Source organism: Streptomyces iranensis (genome assembly GCF_017874715.1).
Lineage (GTDB): Bacteria > Actinomycetota > Actinomycetes > Streptomycetales > Streptomycetaceae > Streptomyces > Streptomyces iranensis.
Window position 1 is genome coordinate 1 of record NZ_JAGGLR010000006.1, and the last position, 20,287, is coordinate 20,287.

Genomic DNA, 20,287 nt, shown 5'->3' on the forward strand with positions numbered 1-20,287 from the left:
TCAGCGGCCCCATCGACATCGACCAGAACGAACCGGCCGGGGTTCTCCGACTCGGCCGAGCGCACCAAGCCCCAGACGGCGGCATGAGCCAGATCAGCCACCGACTCGTCCGTCCCAGCGGCCACAGCGCCCGAGGTCAACAGGACCAGACGCGAGTTGGCGAAGCGGTCGTCACTCAACCACCGTTGCAGCAAACCCAGCGCCTCGGCGGTGGCGCGGTGCGCCGTCTCGGTGGGTGAGGAGCATTCCCCAATCCCGCCCCTTCCCACAACCTGGGGCAAGCCCCAGGACCCCGGACGCCCTTCGGGCGTGTCCTCAAACGCCGGACGGGCTTGAATTGCCGCACCCGCCGTACCAGCTTGAGAAGCCGCAACAGCGTGCGGCACCGCAAGGCTCGCGGGCAGGGCGACCACCACATCATCCGGCAACACCGTGGCGCCGGACTCAACCGCCGTGGCCAGCGCATCCAAGTCGGCATAGGTGTCGAACCGCTGCCCCACCGACGCCAGACCGAGGACGTCGGACCCCAACAACGCCAAACGCCCGGCCGCACCCCGAGCCGACACCTCGGCCCAATCAAGCCGGTACAACGACTCCTGACGACCACCCCGCGCACCCTGGATCTGCTCAGCCGACACCGGCCGCAACACCAACGAATCCACCGACAGCACCGCACGCCCCACGCCATCCGCCACCGCAAGCGACACCGCATCCACACCAGCAGCCGACAACCGCACCCGCAACACCGAAGCACCCACCGCATGCAGCGACACCCCGGACCACGAAAACGGCAACCGCGCCCCGCCCTCACCCTCGATCAGACCGCCCAACCCCACCGCATGCAACGCGGAATCCAGCAACGCCGGATGCAAACCAAACGCACCCGCCTCGGCCCGCGCGCCCTCCGGCAGCTCCAGCTCCGCATAGACCTCACCACCCAGCCGCCACGCGGACCTCAGCCCCCGGAACACCGGGCCGTACGCCAGCCCGGCCTCGGCCAGGCCCTCGTACAGACCCTCGACCGGCAGCGCCGACGCCCCCTCCGGGGGCCACGCCGCCAGGTCGAACGACGCCTTGGGCGCGCCCGAGCCCAGCACACCCGACGCATGCCGCATCCACGGCTCGTCGACCGCCGCGTCCTCGGACCGCGAGTACACCGTCAGCGAGCGCCGCCCTGAACCGTCGGGCGCGCCCACCGAGAGCTGGAGCTGGACACCGCCCGCCTCGGGAAGCACCAGGGGCGCCTCCAGCGTCAGCTCCTCCAGCAGATCACAACCGACCTGGTCACCGGCGCGTATCGCGAGCTCCACGAAGGCCGTACCCGGCAGCAGCACCGAGCCCGCCACCGCGTGATCGGCCAGCCATGGATGGGTGTCCAGGGCGAGCCGGCCGGTGTAGAGGAAGCCGTCGGAGTCGGCGAGCGCCACCGCGGCGCCCAGCAGCGGATGGTCGGCCACGCCGAGCCCGGCGGAAGACATGTCGCCCGCCCAGTAGCCGGTGTCGAGCCAGTAGGTCTCGCGCTGGAAGGGGTAGAGCGGAAGGTCGGTGCGGGCCGTGTCCGTCCCGGCGAACACCGCGGCCCAGTCCGGGGAGACACCGTGCACATGCGCCCCGGCGACGGCGGTGGCCAGGCTCTGGAGCTCCGGGCGGCCGGAGCGCAGCGCGGACACAAGGGTGGCGTCGTCGCGGGTCAGGCAGTCCTGGGCCATGGCGGTGAGCACACCGTCCGGGCCGAGCTCCACGAACGTCGTGACGTTGCGCTCCTCCAGCGTCCGTACGCCGTCGAGGAAGCGGACGGCCTCGCGGACGTGACGCACCCAGAAGTCGGGAGTCGCGATCTCCTCGGCGGACACCACACCACCGGTCAGATTCGACACGATCGGAATCTTCGGAGCCTCGTACGACAGCCCCTCCGCCACCCGACGGAACGCCTCCAACATCCCGTCCATACGCGGCGAATGAAACGCATGACTCACAGTGAGCCGCTTGGTCTTACGACCCCGCGCCTCAAAACCGGAAGCAATCGCGACAGCCGCGTCCTCATCACCCGCGACGACCACCGACGACGGCCCGTTGAGCGCGGCGATCGACACCCGCTCGGTCAGCAGCGGCGTCACCTCGTCCTCCGACGCCTGCACCGCGATCATCGCGCCACCCGCCGGAAGCTCCTGCATCAACCGCCCACGCGCCGCAACCAACTTCGCGGCGTCAGCCAGAGAGAGCACACCCGCCACATGCGCGGCAGCCAACTCACCAATCGAATGCCCGGAAAGGAAGTCCGGTCGCAGCCCCCACGCCTCCGAAACCAGCCGGAACAACGCCACCTCAACCGCGAACAACGCGGGCTGAGTGAACCCCGTCCGATCCAGTACCGCCGAATCATCCCCGAACAGGACATCCTTCAAAGGCCGCTCAAGGTGCGGGTCCAGCTCCGCACACACCTCATCCAGCGCCTCCGCGAACACCGGATAGGCGCCATACAGCTCACGCCCCATCCCCAGCCGCTGACTCCCCTGCCCCGTGAACAGGAACGCCACCTTGCCACCGGCGACCTTGCCCTCGACCAGCCCGGTCGCTGGCTCCTCGCGGGACAGCGCGTCGAGGGCCCGTATCAAACCCTCGCGGTCGTCGGCGACGACCGCCGCCCGGTGCTCGAAGGCGGCCCGGCCGATGGCCAGTGAGAAGCCGACGTCGGTGAGGCGCAGTTCGGGGTGGGCCTCAAGGTGGGCGCGCAGGTTGGCGGCCTGGGCGCGCAGTGCGGGGCGGCTCTTGGCTGCCACGGTCCACAGCGGCAGCGCGGTGGCGGCGCGGGTCTCGGCGGGGGCGTCGTCAGCCGTCTTCGCGGCTTCTGCCTCCTCCGGCTCCGGCGCCTGCTCCAGGATGGTGTGCGCGTTGGTGCCGCTGATGCCGAACGAGGACACCGCGGCCCGGCGCGGCTGCCCGGTGTCGGGCCAGGCGCGCCCCTCCGTCAGCAGCGAGACGGCGCCCGCCGACCAGTCGACGTTGGGGGTGGCCTGGTCGACGTGCAGGGTCTGCGGAAGCACCCCGTGGCGCATCGCCATGACCATCTTGATGATGCCCGCGACACCGGCGGCGGCCTGGGTGTGCCCGATGTTGGATTTGATGGAGCCCAGCCACAGCGGCTGGTCCTCGCCGTGGTTGCGCCCGTACGTGGCGAGCAGGGCCTGGGCCTCGATGGGGTCGCCGAGCGTGGTGCCCGTGCCGTGGGCCTCGACCGCGTCGATCTGGCCGGGGGCGAGCCGGGCGGCGGCCAGGGCCTGGCGGATGACGCGCTGCTGCGAGGGGCCGTTGGGCGCGGTCAGCCCGCTGCTGGCGCCGTCCTGGTTGATGGCGCTGCCGCGGACGACGGCGAGCACCTGGTGACCGTTGGCGCGGGCGTCGGAGAGCCGCTCCAGCAGCAGCATGCCCGCGCCCTCGCCCCACCCGGTGCCGTCCGCCGCCGCCGCGAAGGACTTGCAGCGGCCGTCTGCCGCGAGTCCACGCTGGCGGCTGAACTCGCTGAAGGTGCCGGGGGTGGACATGACGGTGACACCGCCGGCCAGGGCCAGCGAGCACTCCCGGCGGCGCAGCGCCTGCGCGGCGAAGTGCAGGGCGACCAGGGAGGAGGAGCAGGCCGTGTCGATGGTGACGGCCGGCCCCTCCAGGCCGAAGGTGTAGGCGACGCGGCCGGAGGCGATGGAGCCGGAGCTGCCGTTGCCGAGGAAGCCCTCGACGTCCTCAGGAGCGGAGAACAGCCGGGAGGCGTAGTCGTGGTACATCACGCCCGCGAACACACCGGTCTGGCTGCCCTGGAGCGAGGTCGGGTCGATGCCCGCGCGCTCGAACGCCTCCCACGACGTCTCCAGCAGCAGCCGCTGCTGCGGGTCCATGGCCAGCGCCTCACGCGGCGAGATGCCGAAGAACGCCGGGTCGAAGTCGGCCGCGTCGTGCAGGAATCCGCCCTCGTGGACGTACGGCTCCTGGCCGCTGTCCGGGTCCGGCTCGAAGAGGACGTCGGTGGCCCAGCCGCGGTTGGTGGGGTACGGCGTGGCCGCGTCACCGCCGCGGGCGACGAGCTGCCACAGCTCCTCGGGGGTGCTGACCCCGCCGGGGTAGCGGCAGCTCATCGCCACGATGGCGATGGGCTCCTGCTCGCGCTCCTCGACCTCGCGCAGCCGCCGCCGCGCCTCGCGCAGGTCGGTGGTGGCCCGCTTGAGGTAGTCGAGGTACTTCTCTTCGTTCGCCGTCGCCATTACGCCGTCCCCGCGGTGCTGAGGTGAGTCGATGAGCTCTTGTGGAGCAGGTCAGGAGAGCCCGAGCTCGTCGTCGAGGAGATCGAAGATCTCGTCTGCCGTCGCGGACTGGATTTCACGGTCTTCTGCGGTGCTGTCCGTAGCACTTTGCGTTTCATTCCACTTCGACATGAGGTCGCGCAGGCGGGTGGTGATGCCGGGGCGATCGAGGTCGTCCGGGGCGATCGTGGCGAGGATGGCCTCGAGCTTGTCGAGCTCCGCGTGAACGGGCTGGTGTCCGGCCGCGCTGTCCAGACCGAGCTCCTCGCGCAGATACCCGGCGAGCGCGGTGGGCGTCGGGTAGTCGAAGATCAGCGTGACCGGAAGGCGCAGCCCGGCGGCGGCGCCCAGTCGGTTGCGCAGGTCCACGGCGGTGAGCGAGTCGAAGCCGAGGTCGAGGAAGCCTCGTCCGGCGTCCACGTCGTCCGGGGTGGCGTGGCCGAGGACGGCCGCCACATGGCCGCGGACGACCTCCAGCAGCTCACGGTCGCGTTCGGTCTCCGAGAGCCCGGAGAGCCGTGTCGCGAGCGAGCCCGCACCCGAGTCGGCCACGGCACCGGAGGTGGCCCCGGTGTCGGCGGAGCGCCGTACGGGGGTGCGGACCAGGCCGCGCAGCAGCGGCGGCAGCAGCCCGGCGGCGGCCTGGCCGCGCAGTGCGCCCGTGTCGATGCGGATCGGTACCAGCGCGGGCTCGGGCAGGGTGCCCGCCACGTCGAACAGCGCCAGGCCCTCGTCCTGTCCGAGGGCCTCGAAACCACCGCGCGAGATGCGGGTGACATCGGAGGTGTCGAGGCTTCCGGCCATGCCGTCGGCCGCCGCCCACAGGCCCCAGGCGAGCGAGCTCGCGGGCAGGCGCTGGGCGTGGCGGTGCTGGGCGAGCGCGTCCAGGAAGGTGTTGGCCGCCGCGTAGTTGCCCTGTCCCGAGCTGCCGAAGGCACCGGCGGCCGAGGAGAAGAGCACGAACGCGGCCAGGTCCAGCTCGCGGGTGAGCTCGTGGAGGTTCCACGCCGCGTCCACCTTGGGGCGCAGCACGGTGTCGATCCGCTCACCGGTGAGCGAGCTGATCACCCCGTCGTCCAGGACGCCCGCGGTGTGCACCACGGCGGTCAGCGGGTGCTCCGCCGGGATGGCCGAGAGGGTGGCGGCGAGGGCGTCCCGGTCGGCGGTGTCGCAGGCCGCCCAGGTGACCTCGGCGCCCAACACGCCCAGTTCGGCGGTTAGTTCGGCCGCACCCGGGGCTTCGCCACCGCGGCGGCTGACCAGCAGCAGATGCCGCACTCCGCGCTCCGCCACCAGGTGGCGGGCGAAGAGTCCGCCCAGGGCGCCGGTGGCGCCGCTCAGCAGCACGGTGCCCTCCGGGTCGCCGAGTCCGGCCGGCTCGGGGGTGTCCGCCAGGGCCGGGACCCGGGCGAGGCGGTAGGCGTGGCCGGTGCCGGAGCGCAGGGCGAGCTGGGGTTCGTCGGTGGCGAGCACCGACGGCAGGGCCCGCTGGGAGGCGTCGGTGCCGTCGGTGTCCACCAGGACGAAGCGGCCGGGGTTCTCCGACTGCGCGGACTTCACCAGGCCCCACGCGGTGGTGTGGGCCAGGTCGGCGACGTCCTCGCCGGGTGCCGCCGCGACCGCGCCACGGGTGACGAGGACGAGACGGGTGTCGGCGAGCCGCTGGTCGTTCAGCCAGCTCTGGACCAGGTCCAGGACGTCCCGGGCGGCGGCCCTCGCGGTGAGGGGCACCGCATCGCCGGTGGCGGGCAGAGGCGCCACGCCGTCGGTGGCGGGCAGGGACGCCGCGCCATCGGTCGCGGTGAGAGGCGCCGCGCCGCCCGTCCCCGTGAGAGGCGCCGCGCCGCCTGTCGCGGGCAGAGACGCCACACCACCGGGCCCGGTGAGGGGCACCACGACCACGTCGGGGGCGGACTCGCCACCGTCGAGGGCGGCGGCGAGCGCCGCAAGGTCCGCGTGGTCGTCCAGCCGTTCGCCGCCGACGGTGAAGCCGGTGGCGGCGCCGAGGGTCACCCAGCGCTCACCGAGCGGGATGTCGGTGGCGGACGCGGACAGGGCCGCCCACTCGGGGCGGAACAGCGACTCGTGGTGCGCGGCGCGCGAGGCGTCGAGCTGCTCGGCCGCCAGCGGGCGCAGCACCAGGCCGTCGATGGTGGCCACGGCGGTACCGGTGCCGTCGGCGAGGTGCAGCGACACCCCGTCGGCACCGGGCCGCAGCCGTACGCGCAGCGATGCGGCACCGCCGGTGTGCAGCCGTACGCCGGTCCAGGCGAACGGCAGCCGCGCTCCTTCGCCCCCCTCGGCCTCCGGGTCGAGGCCGAGGGTGTGCAGGGCGGCGTCCAGCAGCGCCGGATGCACCCCGTACGCGGCGGCCTGCGGCTCGGAGCCCTGGTCCAGCCGGATCTCGGCGAACAGCTCCTCGCCGCGCCGCCAGGCGGCGTGCAGCCCCTGGAAGACCGGGCCGTAGCCGAGTCCGGCGGCGGCCGCGCCCTCGTAGAACTCCTCGGTCGCCAGGGCCGTCGCGTCGGCAGGGGGCCAGGCGCTCAGGTCCACCTGCTCGGCGGTGTGCCCGACCGCGGCGCTCGGGGCGAGGAAGCCGGTGGCGTGGCGGATCCACGGCTCGTCGGCGGGCACGTCCTCCTTGCGGGAGTGCAGGGTCAGCGGGCGCCGCCCGTTCCCGTCGGCCGCCGCGAGCTCCAGCCGCAGCTGGACGGCGCCCTGTTCGGGCAGGACCAGCGGGGCCTGGAGGGTCAGCTCCTCGACCGTGTCACAGCCCGCCTCGTGGCCCGCGCGCAGTGCGATTTCCACGAAGGCGGTGCCGGGCAGCAGCACGGTGTCCATCACGGCGTGGTCGGCCAGCCAGGGGTGGGTGAGCAGCGACAGCCGCCCGGTGAACACGAAGCCACCGGTGTCGGGGAGTTCCACCGCCGCGCCCAGCAGCGGGTGGTCGGCCGTGCCGAGGCCCGCGGAGATCACGTCCTCGACGGAGATGCCCACGTCGAGCCAGTAGCGCTGGCGCTGGAAGGCGTAGGTGGGCAGCTCCACGCGGCGGGCGCCGCGACCGCCGTAGACCGCCGCCCAGTCCGGGGCCGCGCCGCGGACATGGACGTGGGCGAGGGCGGTGGCCAGCGCCTGGGCCTCGGGTCGGCCACCGCGCAGGGTGGGGACGAACACCGCGTCGGTGTCGCCGTCCCTGTCGGTCCCGGTCTCCGTCTCGGCGAGGCAGTCCTCGCCCATCGCGGAGAGCACCCCGTCCGGGCCGAGCTCCAGATACGTGGTCACGCCCTGCTCGCGCAGGGTACGGACTCCGTCGACGAAGCGGACGGTCTCGCGGACGTGGCGCACCCAGAACTCCGGCAGCCGGATCTCGTCGGCGGAGACGACCGTGCCGGTGAGGCAGGACACCAGCGGGATCTTCGGGGCGTTGAAGGTCAGGCCTTCGGCCAGCTTGCGGAAGTCCGCGAGCATCGGGTCCATGTGCGGCGAGTGGAAGGCGTGGCTGACGGTGAGCCGCTTGGTCTTACGGCCCTGCGCCTCGAACGACGCGGCGATCTCCGTCGCCGCGTCCTCATCACCCGCGATGACCACGGAGTTCGGGCCGTTGAGCGCGGCGATGCTCACCCGGTCGGTGAGCAGCGGCGCCACCTCGTCCTCCGACGCCTGGACGGCGATCATCGCGCCACCGGCGGGCAGTTCCTGCATCAGCCGGCCACGGGCCGCCACCAGCGCACACGCGTCGGCGAGCGAGAACACACCCGCCACATGCGCGGCGGCCAGCTCACCGATGGAGTGGCCGGACAGGAAGTCCGCCTTCAGCCCCCACGCCTCCACCAGCCGGAACAGCGCCACCTCAACCGCGAACAGCGCGGGCTGGGTGACCGCGGTGCGATCCAGGGCCTGGGCGTCCTCGCCGAACAGCACGGTCTTCAGCGGCCGTTCGAGATGCGGGTCCAGCGCGTCGCACACCTCGTCCAGCGCCTCCGCGAAGCGCGGGAACGCCCCGTACAGCTCACGGCCCATGTCGAGCCGCTGGCTGCCCTGCCCGGTGAACAGGAACGCCACCTTGCCCTCGGTGGCCACCCCGCGCAGCGCCTGCGCCGGGTGCTCACCGCGCGCCAGCGCGTCCAGCGCGCCCAGCGCCTCGTCATGGCCCTCGGCCACCAGGGCGACGCGGTGTTCCAGCGCGGCGCGGGTCGTGGCGAGCGAATAGCCCAGGTCGGTGAGGGAGGCACCGGGCTCGGCGGCGATCCGCGACCGCAGCCGCCGCGCCTGGGCCCGCACACCGTCCTCCGTACGGGCCGACAGCAGCACGGGCACGTACGGCAGGGCCTCGGGCTCCGCCGCGGGCTCGTCCGGCTCGGGGGCGGGCGGCTGCTCGATGATGGCGTGGGCGTTGGTGCCGCTGATGCCGAACGAGGACACCGCGGCCCGGCGCGGACGGCCGCTCTCCGGCCACTCCCGCGCCTCGGTCAGCAGCGACACCGCGCCCGCCGACCAGTCCACATGCGGCGACGGCTCGTCCACGTGCAGCGTCCGCGGCAGCAGGCCGTGCCGCATCGACAGCACCATCTTGATGACACCGGCCACACCGGAGGCGGCCTGGGTGTGGCCCAGGTTGGACTTCACCGAGCCCAGCCACAGCGGCTGTTCCGCGTCCCGCTCCCGGCCGTAGGTGGCCAGCAGCGCCTGCGCCTCGATCGGGTCGCCCAGCGTGGTTCCGGTGCCGTGCGCCTCGACCACGTCCACCTCACCGGTGGTCAGGCGGGCGTTGGCGAGGGCCTGGCGGATGACGCGCTGCTGGGACGGGCCGTTGGGCGCGGTCAGACCGTTGGACGCGCCGTCCTGGTTGACGGCCGAACCGCGCACGATCGCCAGCACCTCATGGCCGTGTCGACGGGCGTCCGAAAGCCGTTCCAGGAGCAGCATGCCCGCGCCCTCGCCCCAGCCGGTGCCGTCGGCGGCGGCCGCGAAGGACTTGCAGCGGCCGTCCCTGGCCAGGCCGCGCTGGCGGCTGAAGTCGATGAACGTACCCGGGGTGAACATCACCGTGACACCGCCGGCCAGCGCCAGCGAGCACTCGCCCTGGCGCAGCGCCTGCGCCGCCAGGTGCAGTGCGACCAGCGACGACGAGCAGGCCGTGTCGACCGTGACGGCCGGGCCTTCGAGGCCGAAGGTGTAGGCCACCCGGCCGGACACCACGCTGCTGGAGCTGCCGGTGCCGAGGTAGCCCTCGACCTCGCTGGGGACGGCGTGCAGCCGGGACCCGTAGTCGTGGTACATGACGCCCGCGAACACACCGGTCCTGCTGCCGCGCACGGACAGCGGATCGATCCCGGCGCGCTCGAACGCCTCCCACGAGGTTTCCAGCAGCAGCCGCTGCTGCGGGTCCATCGCCAGCGCCTCACGCGGTGAGATGCCGAAGAACGCCGGGTCGAACTCGGCGGCGTCGTGCAGGAATCCGCCCTCGCGGGCGTAGGAGGTGCCCTGGGTCTCCGGGTCCGGGTCGTAGAGCGCCTCGAGGTCCCAACCGCGGTTGTCCGGGAAGCGGGAGATGCCGTCCTCGCCCGCGGCGAGCAGCTGCCACAGCTCCTCGGGGGTGGTGACCCCGCCGGGGTAGCGGCAGCTCATTGCCACGATGGCGATCGGCTCGTCGTCGGTGGCGGCCACGACCGGCACCGACGTGTGCACCACCGGGGACCGCTCGCCGACGAGCTCGGTCCGCAGGTGGCGGGCCAGGACCTGCGGGTCCGGGTAGTCGAAGATGAGCGTCGCGGGCAGCCGCAGCCCGGTGACCGTGTTCAGCTGGTTGCGCAGCTCGACAGCCGTCAGCGAGTCGAAGCCCAGCTCCTTGAACGCCCGCCCGGAGCCGATGGTCTCCGCACCGGCGTAGCCGAGCACGGTGGCCACCTGCGCCCGGACCAGGTCCAGCAGCAGCCGCTCCTGCTCGGGCTCGGACAGCCCGGCGAGCCGCCCGGCCAGGCCGGACTCGCCGCCCGCCGCGACCGCGTCCACCGCACGCCGCGCCGGGCCCCGCACCAGACCGCGCAGCAACGGCGAGACGACGGGCTGGTTGCGCAGCGCCGCGAGGTCCAGACGCATCGGCACCAACGACGGCTCGGAGACGGTCAGCGCGGCGTCGAGCAGCGCGAGGCCCTCCGCCACCGGCAGCGGCGGCAGTCCGGCGCGCCGCATCCGCGCGATGTCGGCCTCGTCCAGGGTGCTGCCCATACCGGCCCCGGCCCACAGGCCCCACGCCAGCGCGGTGGCCGGCAGGCCCTGGGCGGCCCGGTGGCGGGCAAGGGCGTCCAGGAAGGCGTTGGAGGCCGCGTAGTTGCCCTGACCTGGGCCGCCGAACACACCGGAGGAGGACGAGAACAGCACGAAGGCGGTCAGGTCCAGCTCGCGGGTGAGCTCGTGGAGGTTCCAGGCCGCGTCCACCTTCGGGCGCATGACGTGGTCGACGCGCTCGGAGGTGAGCGAGCCGATCACACCGTCGTCCAGGACGCCCGCGGTGTGCACCACGGCGGTCAGCGGACGGTCGGCGGGGACGGTGGCGAGGGTCGCGGCGAGCGCGTCCCGGTCCGCCACATCACACGCCGCCCACGCCACCTCGGCACCCAACTCGACCAGTTCGGCGCCGAGTTCGGTCGCACCCGGCGCCTGGTCGCCACGGCGGCTGACCAGCAGCAGCTGCCGTACGCCACGCTCGGCCACCAGATGCCGGGCCACCAGCCCGCCCAGCGAACCGGACGCGCCGGTCACCAGCACCGTGCCCTTGGGGTCGAGGCCCCGGGCCTCGTCGCCCTCCGGCTCCACGGCCACCCGCGCCAGCCGCGGCACGGACGCCGCGCCCGCGCGGATCGCCAGCTGCGGCTCGCCCGAGGCCAGAGCGGCGGGCAGCGCCCGCAGCGACTCGTCCCCGCCGTCGGTGTCCACCAGCACGAAGCGGCCCGGGTTCTCCGACTGCGCCGAGCGCAGCAGACCCCAGACGGCCGCACCGGCCAGATCCGCCACCGGCTCGTCGTCCTCGACGGCCACCGCGCCACGGGTCACCACGACCAGCGGGGCGTCCCCGAACCGCTCCTCCTCCAGCCAGTGCTGGACGACGGAGAGCGCCGCGGCGGCGGCGCGGTGCGCCGCACGGGCCACCTGCTCACCGACCTCGGCGGACGGCGAGACGACAACGTATTCGGGCGCGGGCGCGGTGCCCGCGGCGACCGCCCCGGCCAGCGTCTCCAGGTCCCCGTATGCCGAGGTCCCGAGCCCGAGCGGATCGGCGCCCAGCACCGCCCACCGGCCGTCGGCAGGAACATCCGCCCCGGCCGCGTCGGCGAGCCCGGCCGTGGTCGCCCACTCCAGGCGGAACAGCGACTCGTGGTAGGCCGTGCGCGCGCTCCGCAGCTGCTCGGCCGAGACCGGGCGCAGCCCGAGCGTCTCGACGGCCGCGACGGGCGCGCCGGTGGTGTCGGCGATCTCCAGCCGGACACCGTCGGTGCCCGCGGGGGCCAGGTGCACCCGAAGCGCCGAGGCGCCGCTCGCGTACAGCGACACGCCGGTCCAGGCGAACGGCAGCCGCCCTTCGCCGCCCGTGTTGCCCAGGCCGCCCATGCCGATGGCGTGCAGGGCGGAGTCCAGCAGCGCCGGGTGCAGCCCGAACGCGGCGGCCTCCTCGGCCGTCTCCTTGTCCAGCGCCACCTCGGCGAACACCTCGCCGCCGCGCTGCCACGCCCTGCGCAGCCCCTGGAAGGCGGGGCCGTAGGCGAAACCGATGTCCAGCAGGCCCTCGTAGCGGCCGTCCAGCTCCACCTCGGTCGCGCCCGCCGGGGGCCACGCGCTCAGCTCGAACGACGCCTCCGGACGGCCGCCGGACGCCAGGACACCGGCGGCGTGCCGGGTCCACGGCTCATCGGCGGGCAGGCTCTCCAGCCGGGAGTGCAGCGACAGCGGACGGCGGCCCGTCTCGTCGGCCGCACCGACCGAGAGCCGCAGCTGGACACCGCCCCGCGCGGGCAGCACCAGCGGCGCCTCGAGGGTCAGCTCCTCCAGGTAGTCGCAGCCGACCTGGTCACCGGCGCGGATCGCCAGCTCCACGAACGCGGTGCCGGGCAGCAGCACCGTGTCCAGGATGGTGTGGCCCGCGAGCCACGGGTGGGTCGAAAGCGCCAGCCGCCCGGTGAACAGCATCCCGTCCGCGTCCGGCAGTTCGGCGCTGGCACCGAGCAGCGGATGCCCGGCCTCGCCCAGCCCGACCGCGGCCACGTCGCCGAGGAACAGCGACGAGACCTTCGGCCAGTAGCGCTGCCGCTGGAAGGCGTACGTGGGCAGCGCGACCTGCGCGGCGCCGGTGCGGGCGTAGTACGCCGCCCAGTCCACCGCCACGCCACGCACATGCGCCCGCGCGACGGCCGACAGCAGCGCCTCGGCCTCGGGACGGTCCTTGCGCAGCACGGCGGCGAAACCCGCCGCATCGGCGTCGGTGACGCAGTCCTGGGCCATGGCGGTCAGAACACCGTCGGGGCCGAGCTCGACATACGTGGTGACGCCCTGGGCTTCCAACGTCCGTACGCCATCGAGGAAGCGGACCGCCTCCCGGACGTGGCGCACCCAGAAGTCGGGGCTGGTGATCTCCTCTGCGGAGACCACGTTCCCGGTGAGGTTGGAGACGATCGGGATGCGCGGGGCCTCGTACGACAGGCCCTCCGCGACCTCGCGGAACGCCTCCAACATGCCGTCCATGCGCGGGGAGTGGAAGGCGTGGCTGACCGTGAGGCGCTTGGTCTTACGGCCCTGCGCCTCGAATACAGCCGCGATCTCGGCCGCCGCGTCCTCATCACCCGCGATCACGACGGAAGTGGGCCCATTGAGCGCGGCGATCGAGACCCGCTCGGTGAGCAGCGGCGTGACCTCGTCCTCGGACGCCTGCACAGCGATCATCGCGCCACCGGCCGGAAGCTCCTGCATCAGCCGCCCGCGCGCCGCAACCAACCGCGCCGCATCCGCGAGCGAGAGCACACCCGCCACATGCGCGGCGGCCAGCTCACCGATCGAGTGACCGGACAGGAAGTCCGCCTTCAGACCCCACGCCTCCACCAGCCGGAACAGCGCCACCTCGACCGCGAACAGCGCGGGCTGAGTGAACCCGGTCCGGTCCAGCGCCTCGGCGTCGTCCCCGAACAGCACCTCCCGCAACGGCCGCTCCAGGTGCCCGTCCAAGTGGGCGCACACCTCGTCCAGCGCATCCGCGAACACCGGGAAGACGTCGTACAGCTCACGGCCCATGCCGAGCCGCTGGCTGCCCTGACCGGTGAACAGGAACGCCACCCTGCCACCGGCAACCGAACCCTGCGCGAGTCCGGCCACCGTGCGGCCCTCGGCGAGCGCCTCCAGGCCGGACAGCAGCCCGTCCCGGTCCTCGGCGACCAGCGCCGCGCGCTCCTCGAAGGCGGTACGGCGCGTGGCGAGCGTGAACGCCACGTCGGCGAGGTCCAGCTCGGGCCGCTCGTCGAGGTGGGCGCGCAGCCGTACGGCCTGGTCGCGCAGGCCCTCGGGGGACTTGGCGGAGAGTACCCAGGTGGCGGGGGAGCCGGACCGGGGCGCGGCGGCGGGCGCCGTGTCCTCGGTCTCGTCCGCGTACACCGGGGCCTGCTCGATGATGGTGTGCGCGTTGGTGCCGCTGATGCCGAACGAGGACACCGCGGCCCGGCGCGGACGGCCGGTCTCCGGCCACTCCCGCGCCTCGGTCAGCAGCGACACCGCGCCCGCCGACCAGTCCACATGCGGGGTGGGCTCATCGACGTTGAGGGTCTGCGGCAGCAGTCCGTGCTGGATGGCCAGCACCATCTTCATCACACCGGCGACACCGGCCGCGGCCTGCGTATGGCCGAAGTTGGACTTGATGGAGCCCAGCCACAGCGGCTGCCCCTCCGCCCGGTCCCGGCCGTACGTGGCGAGCAGCGCCTGCGCCTCGATCGGGTCGCCCAGCCGGGTGCCCGTGCCGTGGGCCTCGACCGCGTCCACCTCGGACGCCGAAAGCCCCGCACCCGCCAGCGCCTGACGGATCACCCGCTGCTGCGACGGACCATTCGGCGCCGTAAGACCATTGGACGCACCGTCCTGGTTGATGGCGGAGCCGCGTACGACCGCCAGCACCTCATGGCCGTTCCGCCGGGCGTCCGACAGCCGCTCCACCAGCAGCATGCCCACACCCTCGCCCCAGCCGGTGCCGTCCGCACCCGCCGCGAACGCCTTGATCCGCCCATCCGCCGCCAGCCCACGCTGACGACTGAAGTCCACGAACGAACCCGGCGTCGACATCACCGTCACACCACCGGCCAACGCCAACGAGCACTCGCCCGCACGCAGCGCCTGAATCGCCCAGTGCAAGGCCACCAACGACGACGAGCAGGCCGTGTCCACCGTCACCGCCGGACCTTCGAGACCCAACGCGTACGACACCCGACCCGACATCACACTGGCCGCGTTACCCGTCCCCATGAAGCCCTCCGAGCCGTCGGGGGCGGAGAGGATCACGGGCAGATAGTCCTGGCCATTGGTACCGGCGAACACGCCGACCTGCTGGCCGCGCAGCGTGGTCGGGTCGATCCCGGCCCGCTCGAACGCCTCCCACGACGTCTCCAGCAGCAACCGCTGCTGCGGATCCATGGCAAGCGCCTCACGCGGCGAGATACCGAAGAAGACGGGGTCGAACTCGGCCGCGTCGGCGAGGAATCCGCCCTCGCGGACGTAGCTGGTGTACTCGCCCGTGCCCTCCGGGTCGTACAGCGTCTCCAGGTCCCAGCCGCGGTCGGCGGGGAAGTCGACCACCGCGTCCCGGCCGGACGCCAGGAGCCGCCACAGCTCCTCCGGCGACCGCACACCACCGGGGAAGCGGCAGCTCATGCCGACGATCGCGATGGGGTCGTCGTCCAGGGCCACGCCCACCGACGACGCCCCGGTCACGGCGGGGCGCGAGCCGATGAGTTCGGCCTGGAGGTGGTCGGCGAGGGCGATCGGGGTGGGGTAGTCGAAGATGATGGTGGCGGGCAGCTTGAGCCCGGTGAGCGTGGACAGCAGGTTACGGATCTCGACGGCGGTCAGCGAGTCGAAGCCGAGGTCGCGGAAGGCTCGGCTGGGCTCCACCGAGTCCGGCCCGGGGTGGCCGAGGACGACGGCCACCTGAGTGCGGACGAAGTCCTGGGCGATCTGGTCGCGTTCCTCGTCGGTTCCGGCGTCGGTGAGCCGCTGGGCCAGCGAGGTGGGCTGGCCGGGGACGGCGGGGCCGCCGGTGGCGGTGCGCGCCGCCTCGATGGCGCGCTTGGCCTCGGAGAGGTCGGCGAGCAGGGGGTTCGGGCGGTGGCCGGAGAGGCCGGGTGCGAAGCGGTCCCATGCGATGTCCACGACGAGGGAGAAGGTCTCGTCGAGGTCGAGCGCGGCGCCCAGGGCGGCGGTGGCCGGTCCGGGGGCAAGGGCGGGCAGCCCGGACTGCCGGAGCCGCTCGGCCACCAGCTCGTCGGTGGCCATGCCGCCGTCCGCCCAGGCACCCCAGGCCATCGAGGTGGCGGTCAGGCCCTCGGCGCGGCGCTGTTCGGCGAGCGCGTCGAGGTAGGCGTTGGCGGCCACGTAGTTGGCCTGTCCGGCGGCGCCGAAGGTGGCGGCCATGGAGGAGAAGAGCACGAAGGCGGACAGGTCGAGGCCGCGGGTGAGCTCGTGCAGATGGCGGGCGGAGTCGGCCTTGGCGCGCAGCACGGCGGCCATGCGCTGCGGGGTCTGGGCGTCGAGCACCCCGTCGTCCAGCACTCCGGCGGCGTGGACGACCGTGGTCAGCGGGAGGTCAGCGGGGACGGTCGCCAGCAGCCCGGCGAGGGCGTCGCGGTCGGCGACGTCGCAGGCGGCGACGGTCACCTGGGCGCCGAGGGCGGTGAGTTCGTCCCGCAGCTCGGTGGCGCCGGGCGCGTCGGGGCCACGGCGGCCGGCGAGCAGGATGTGCTGGGCGCCGTGGGCCACGAGCCAGCGGGCGACATGGCCGCCGAGGGCGCCGGTGCCGCCGGTGATCAGCGCGGTGCCGTGGGTGGTCCAGCCGTCGTCGGTGGTCTCGTGATGCGGGGCGCGGGCCAGCCGTCGGGCGTGGATGCCCTGCGGGCGGATGGCGAGGTGGTCCTCGCCGCTGATGCCCTCGGGCCCGGCGAGGATGTCGGCGAGCCGCCCGAGGGCGCGGTCGTCGGCGGTCTCGGGCAGGTCGATCAGACCGCCCCAGCGCTCGGGGTGTTCAAGGGCGGCGGTGCGGCCCAGGCCCCAGATCTGGGCCTGTTCGGGGCTGGTGAGCCGGTCGGAGCGGCCGACGGAGACCGCGCCGCGGGTGGCGGCCCACAGCGGGGCGTCGAGGTCGGCGTCGCCGAGGGCCTGGACGAGGGCGAGGGTGCCCGCGAGTCCGGCGGTGAGGGAGGGGTGTTGGCCGTGGGGGCGCTCGTCCAGGCCGAGCAGGGAGAGCACACCATCGAAGGACGCCCCTTGGGAGGACGAACCGTCGGAGGGCGGGGCCTCGGCCGCCGGGTCCTGGCTCAGCGCGGTGCGGATCCGCTCGGCGAGGGCGGCGCGGTCGGCGGTGGTGCCGTCGACGTCGATCCGGTGGACGGTGACGCCGCGTTCGGCCAGCAGCCGCAGCGGCTCCGCCACCCAGGGGTCGTCGGCGTGTCCCTCGGGGGTGACCACGAGCCAGGTGCCGGTGAGCGGCTTGTCCGGGGTCTGCGGCAGCGGTGTCCAGGTGACGCGGTAGCGCCAGCCGTCCACGGTGGTGTCCACGTGGCTCTGCCTGCGCCACGCGGAGAGGACCGGCAGCACCTCGCTGAGGGGCTGATCGCCGTCGAGGCCGAGGGTTTCGACCAGGGCGGGCAGGTCCTCGCTGTGCACGACCTCCCAGAACCGGGCGTCGGCCAGGGCCGGGGCGGCGGCCTCGGCCGCGGCGGAGTCGACGCCGTACGAGAAGGGGTTGGCGGGCCAGTAGCGCTGCCGCTGGAAGGCGTAGGTGGGCAGCTCGACGCGGCGGGCGCCGGTGCCCGCGTAGTACGTGGCCCAGTCCACGGGCAGGCCGCGGACGTGGGCCTGGGCGAGCGCGTTGCTCAGGGTGCGGGGCTCGGGGCGGCCGGAGCGCAGGGCGGGCAGGAAGGCGGACGTGCGGTTCCGGCCGCCGCTCACGCACTCCTGGGCCATGGCGGACAGCACCCCGTCGGGGCCGAGCTCCAGATACGTGGTCACGCCGTGGTCCTCGAGGCGGCGCACGCCGTCGAGGAAGCGGACGGTCTCGCGGACGTGGCGGACCCAGAACTCGGGCGTGGTGATCTCGTCGGCGCTGACCAGGGTGCCGGTGAGGTTGGAGACGATCGGGATCTTCGGGGCCTCGTAGGTCAGCCGCTCGGCCACCTGACGGAAGTTCTCCAGCATCCCGTCCATGTGCGGGGAGTGGAACGCGTGGCTGACGGTGAGCCGCTTGGTCTTGCGGCCCCGCGCCTCGAAACCGGACGCGATCTCCTGGGCCGCACCCTCGTCACCCGCGATGACGACCGACGTCGGGCCGTTGATGGCGGCGATGGACACCCGCTCGGTGAGCAGCGGCGTCACCTCGTCCTCCGCCGCCTGCACCGCGATCATCGCGCCGCCGGTGGGGAGTTGCTGCATCTGCTGGCTGCGCGCGGCCACCAGGGCGGAAGCGTGGGTGAGCGAGAGCACCCCGGCGACATGGGCGGCGGTGAGCTCGCCGATGGAGTGGCCGGAGAGGAAGTCGGGCCGCAGCCCCCAGGATTCGACGAGGCGGAAGAGAGCCACCTCGACGGCGAAGAGGGCGGGCTGGGTGTAGCCGGTCAGGTCGAGGGTGGCGGCGTCGTCGCCGAACAGCACGTCCTTCAGCGGCCGGTCGAGGAAGCGGTCGAGCTGACCGCAGACCGCGTCCAGCGCCTCGGCGAACACCGGGTAGGCGTCGTACAGCTCACGGCCCATGCCGAGGCGCTGGCTGCCCTGCCCGGTGAAGAGGAACGCGACCTTGCCCTCGGTGGCGAGCCCCTCGGCCACCTCGGGGTGGTGGCGGCCCTCGGCGAGCGCGTCGAGGCCCGCGAGCAGTTCGTCGTGGTCGGCGGCGACGACCGCGGCACGGCGGTCGAGGGCGGCACGGGTGACGGCCTGGGAGTAGCCGATGTCGGCGAGGCGGTGGCCGGGGCGGGCGGCCAGCTGGGTCCGCAGCCGGAGCGCCTGGGCGCGCAGCGCCTGCTCGTTCTTGCCGGACAGCACGACCGGGACGAGGGGGACCTCGGCCCGCTCCGGCTCGTCGTCCCCACCACTTTCGACGGGGGCGGCGAGGGCCGGGGCCTCCTCGAGGATGGTGTGCACATTGGTGCCGCTCATGCCGAACGACGAGACGCCCGCCCGGCGCGGGGTGGCGCCCTCGGGGTCCTTGCCCCACTCGCGGGGGGCGGTGAGCAGTTCGACCTCCCCGGCCGTCCAGTCGACGTGCGGGGTGGGCTCGGTGAGATGGAGGGTCTGGGGCAGCACACCGTGCCGCATCGCCATGACCATCTTGATGATGCCGCCGACACCGGCGCCCGCCTGGGCGTGGCCGATGTTGGACTTGATGGAGCCGATGAGCAGCGGTTTGCCCTCGGGCCTGTCCTGGCCGTAGGTGGCGAGCAGCGCCTGCGCCTCGATCGGGTCGCCGAGGGCGGTGCCGGTGCCATGGGCTTCGACGGCGTCCACCTGGTCGGGGCTGAGCCGGGCGTTGGCCAGCGCCTGGAGGATGACGCGCTGCTGCGAGGGGCCGTTGGGCGAGGTGAGGCCGTTGCTGGCACCGTCCTGGTTGACGGCGGAGCCGCGGACCACGGCGAGCACCGGGTGGCCCTTGCGCTGGGCGTCCGACAGCCGCTCGACGAGCAGCATGCCGACACCCTCGCCCAGGCAGAAGCCGTCGGCCTCCGGGGCGAAGGGCTTGGAGCGGCCGTCGAGGGCCAGTCCGCGCATCTTGCTGTAGTCGACGAAGACGCCGGGCGCGCACATCAGAGTGGCGCCACCGGCGAGGGCGAGCGAGCATTCGCCGTTGCGCAGCGCCTGGACGGCGAGGTGGAGCGCCACCAGCGAGGAGGAGCAGGCGGTGTCGACGGTGACGGCCGGGCCCTCGAAACCGAAGGTGTAGGAAAGGCGGCCGGAGGCGACGCTCGCGGCGTTACCGGTGCCGAAGTAGCCCTCGAAGTTCTCATTGGAACTGAGGATCGCGCCCAGGTAATCGTGATTGCTGGTGCCGACGAAGACGCCGATCTGCCGGCCGCGCACCGCGACCGGGTCGATTCCGGCGCGCTCGAACGCCTCCCAGGAGGTCTCCAGCAGCATCCGCTGCTGCGGATCCATGCCGAGCGCTTCCCGGGGGCTGATGCCGAACAGGGAGGGGTCGAAATCGGCTATGCCGTCGACGAATCCGCCCTCGTGCACATAGCTGGTGCCGGGGTGGTCCGGGTCCGGGTGGTACATCGTGTCGACATTCCACCCACGGTCCAGTGGGAACTCGCTGACCGCGTCGACGCCTTCGCTGACGATGCGCCACAGGTCCTCGGGCGACTGGACGCCTCCGGGATAACGGCAGCCGATCCCCACGATGGCGATGGGGTCGTGGTTCTTCGCCTCGGCCTCTTGCAGGCGGAGGCGAGTCTGGTGCAGATCCGCCGTTACCAGCTTGAGGTAGTCCCGCAGCGTCTCTTCATTCGCCATTTACGCAATCCAATTACGGCAGACGGCATCGGAAATGCTCCACAGATCCTCAACGGGAGCCGGTAACCAACAACCAAATCAGTCGACTTCTCGCTGAGAGGCTATGTAAGAACTAACCCTCATAACAACCCCTAGCTGCCCCCTATGACCCCCTGGAGACCCAAGGAGCGATAGGGGGCAACCCGGTATTTCGAAACTCTATTGAAGGGTAGAGAAAATCCTGGCCGACATCGGATACGACGTCAATAGCGAAA

The 20,287-nt window shown here is 73.1% G+C and carries 2 protein-coding genes; both read right to left on the bottom strand.

Going from position 1 to position 20,287, the window contains the following annotated elements:
* The coding region (locus tag J2Z30_RS12095) for a type I polyketide synthase (RefSeq protein WP_209468650.1) at positions 1–4,253 on the bottom strand (4,253 nt) is incomplete at its 3' end.
* A 51-nt stretch (positions 4,254–4,304) separates the two neighbouring features.
* Positions 4,305–20,033, bottom strand: a complete 15,729-nt coding sequence (locus J2Z30_RS12100) for a type I polyketide synthase (protein WP_209468651.1) — start codon at positions 20,031–20,033, stop codon at positions 4,305–4,307.
* Positions 20,034–20,287: the final 254 nt, after the last annotated feature.

Excerpts from the sequence above, each read along its gene's own strand:
- J2Z30_RS12100 (WP_209468651.1), bottom strand. The coding sequence starts at position 20,033 with ATGGCGAATGAAGAGACGCTGCGGGACTACCTCAAGCTGGTAACGGCG.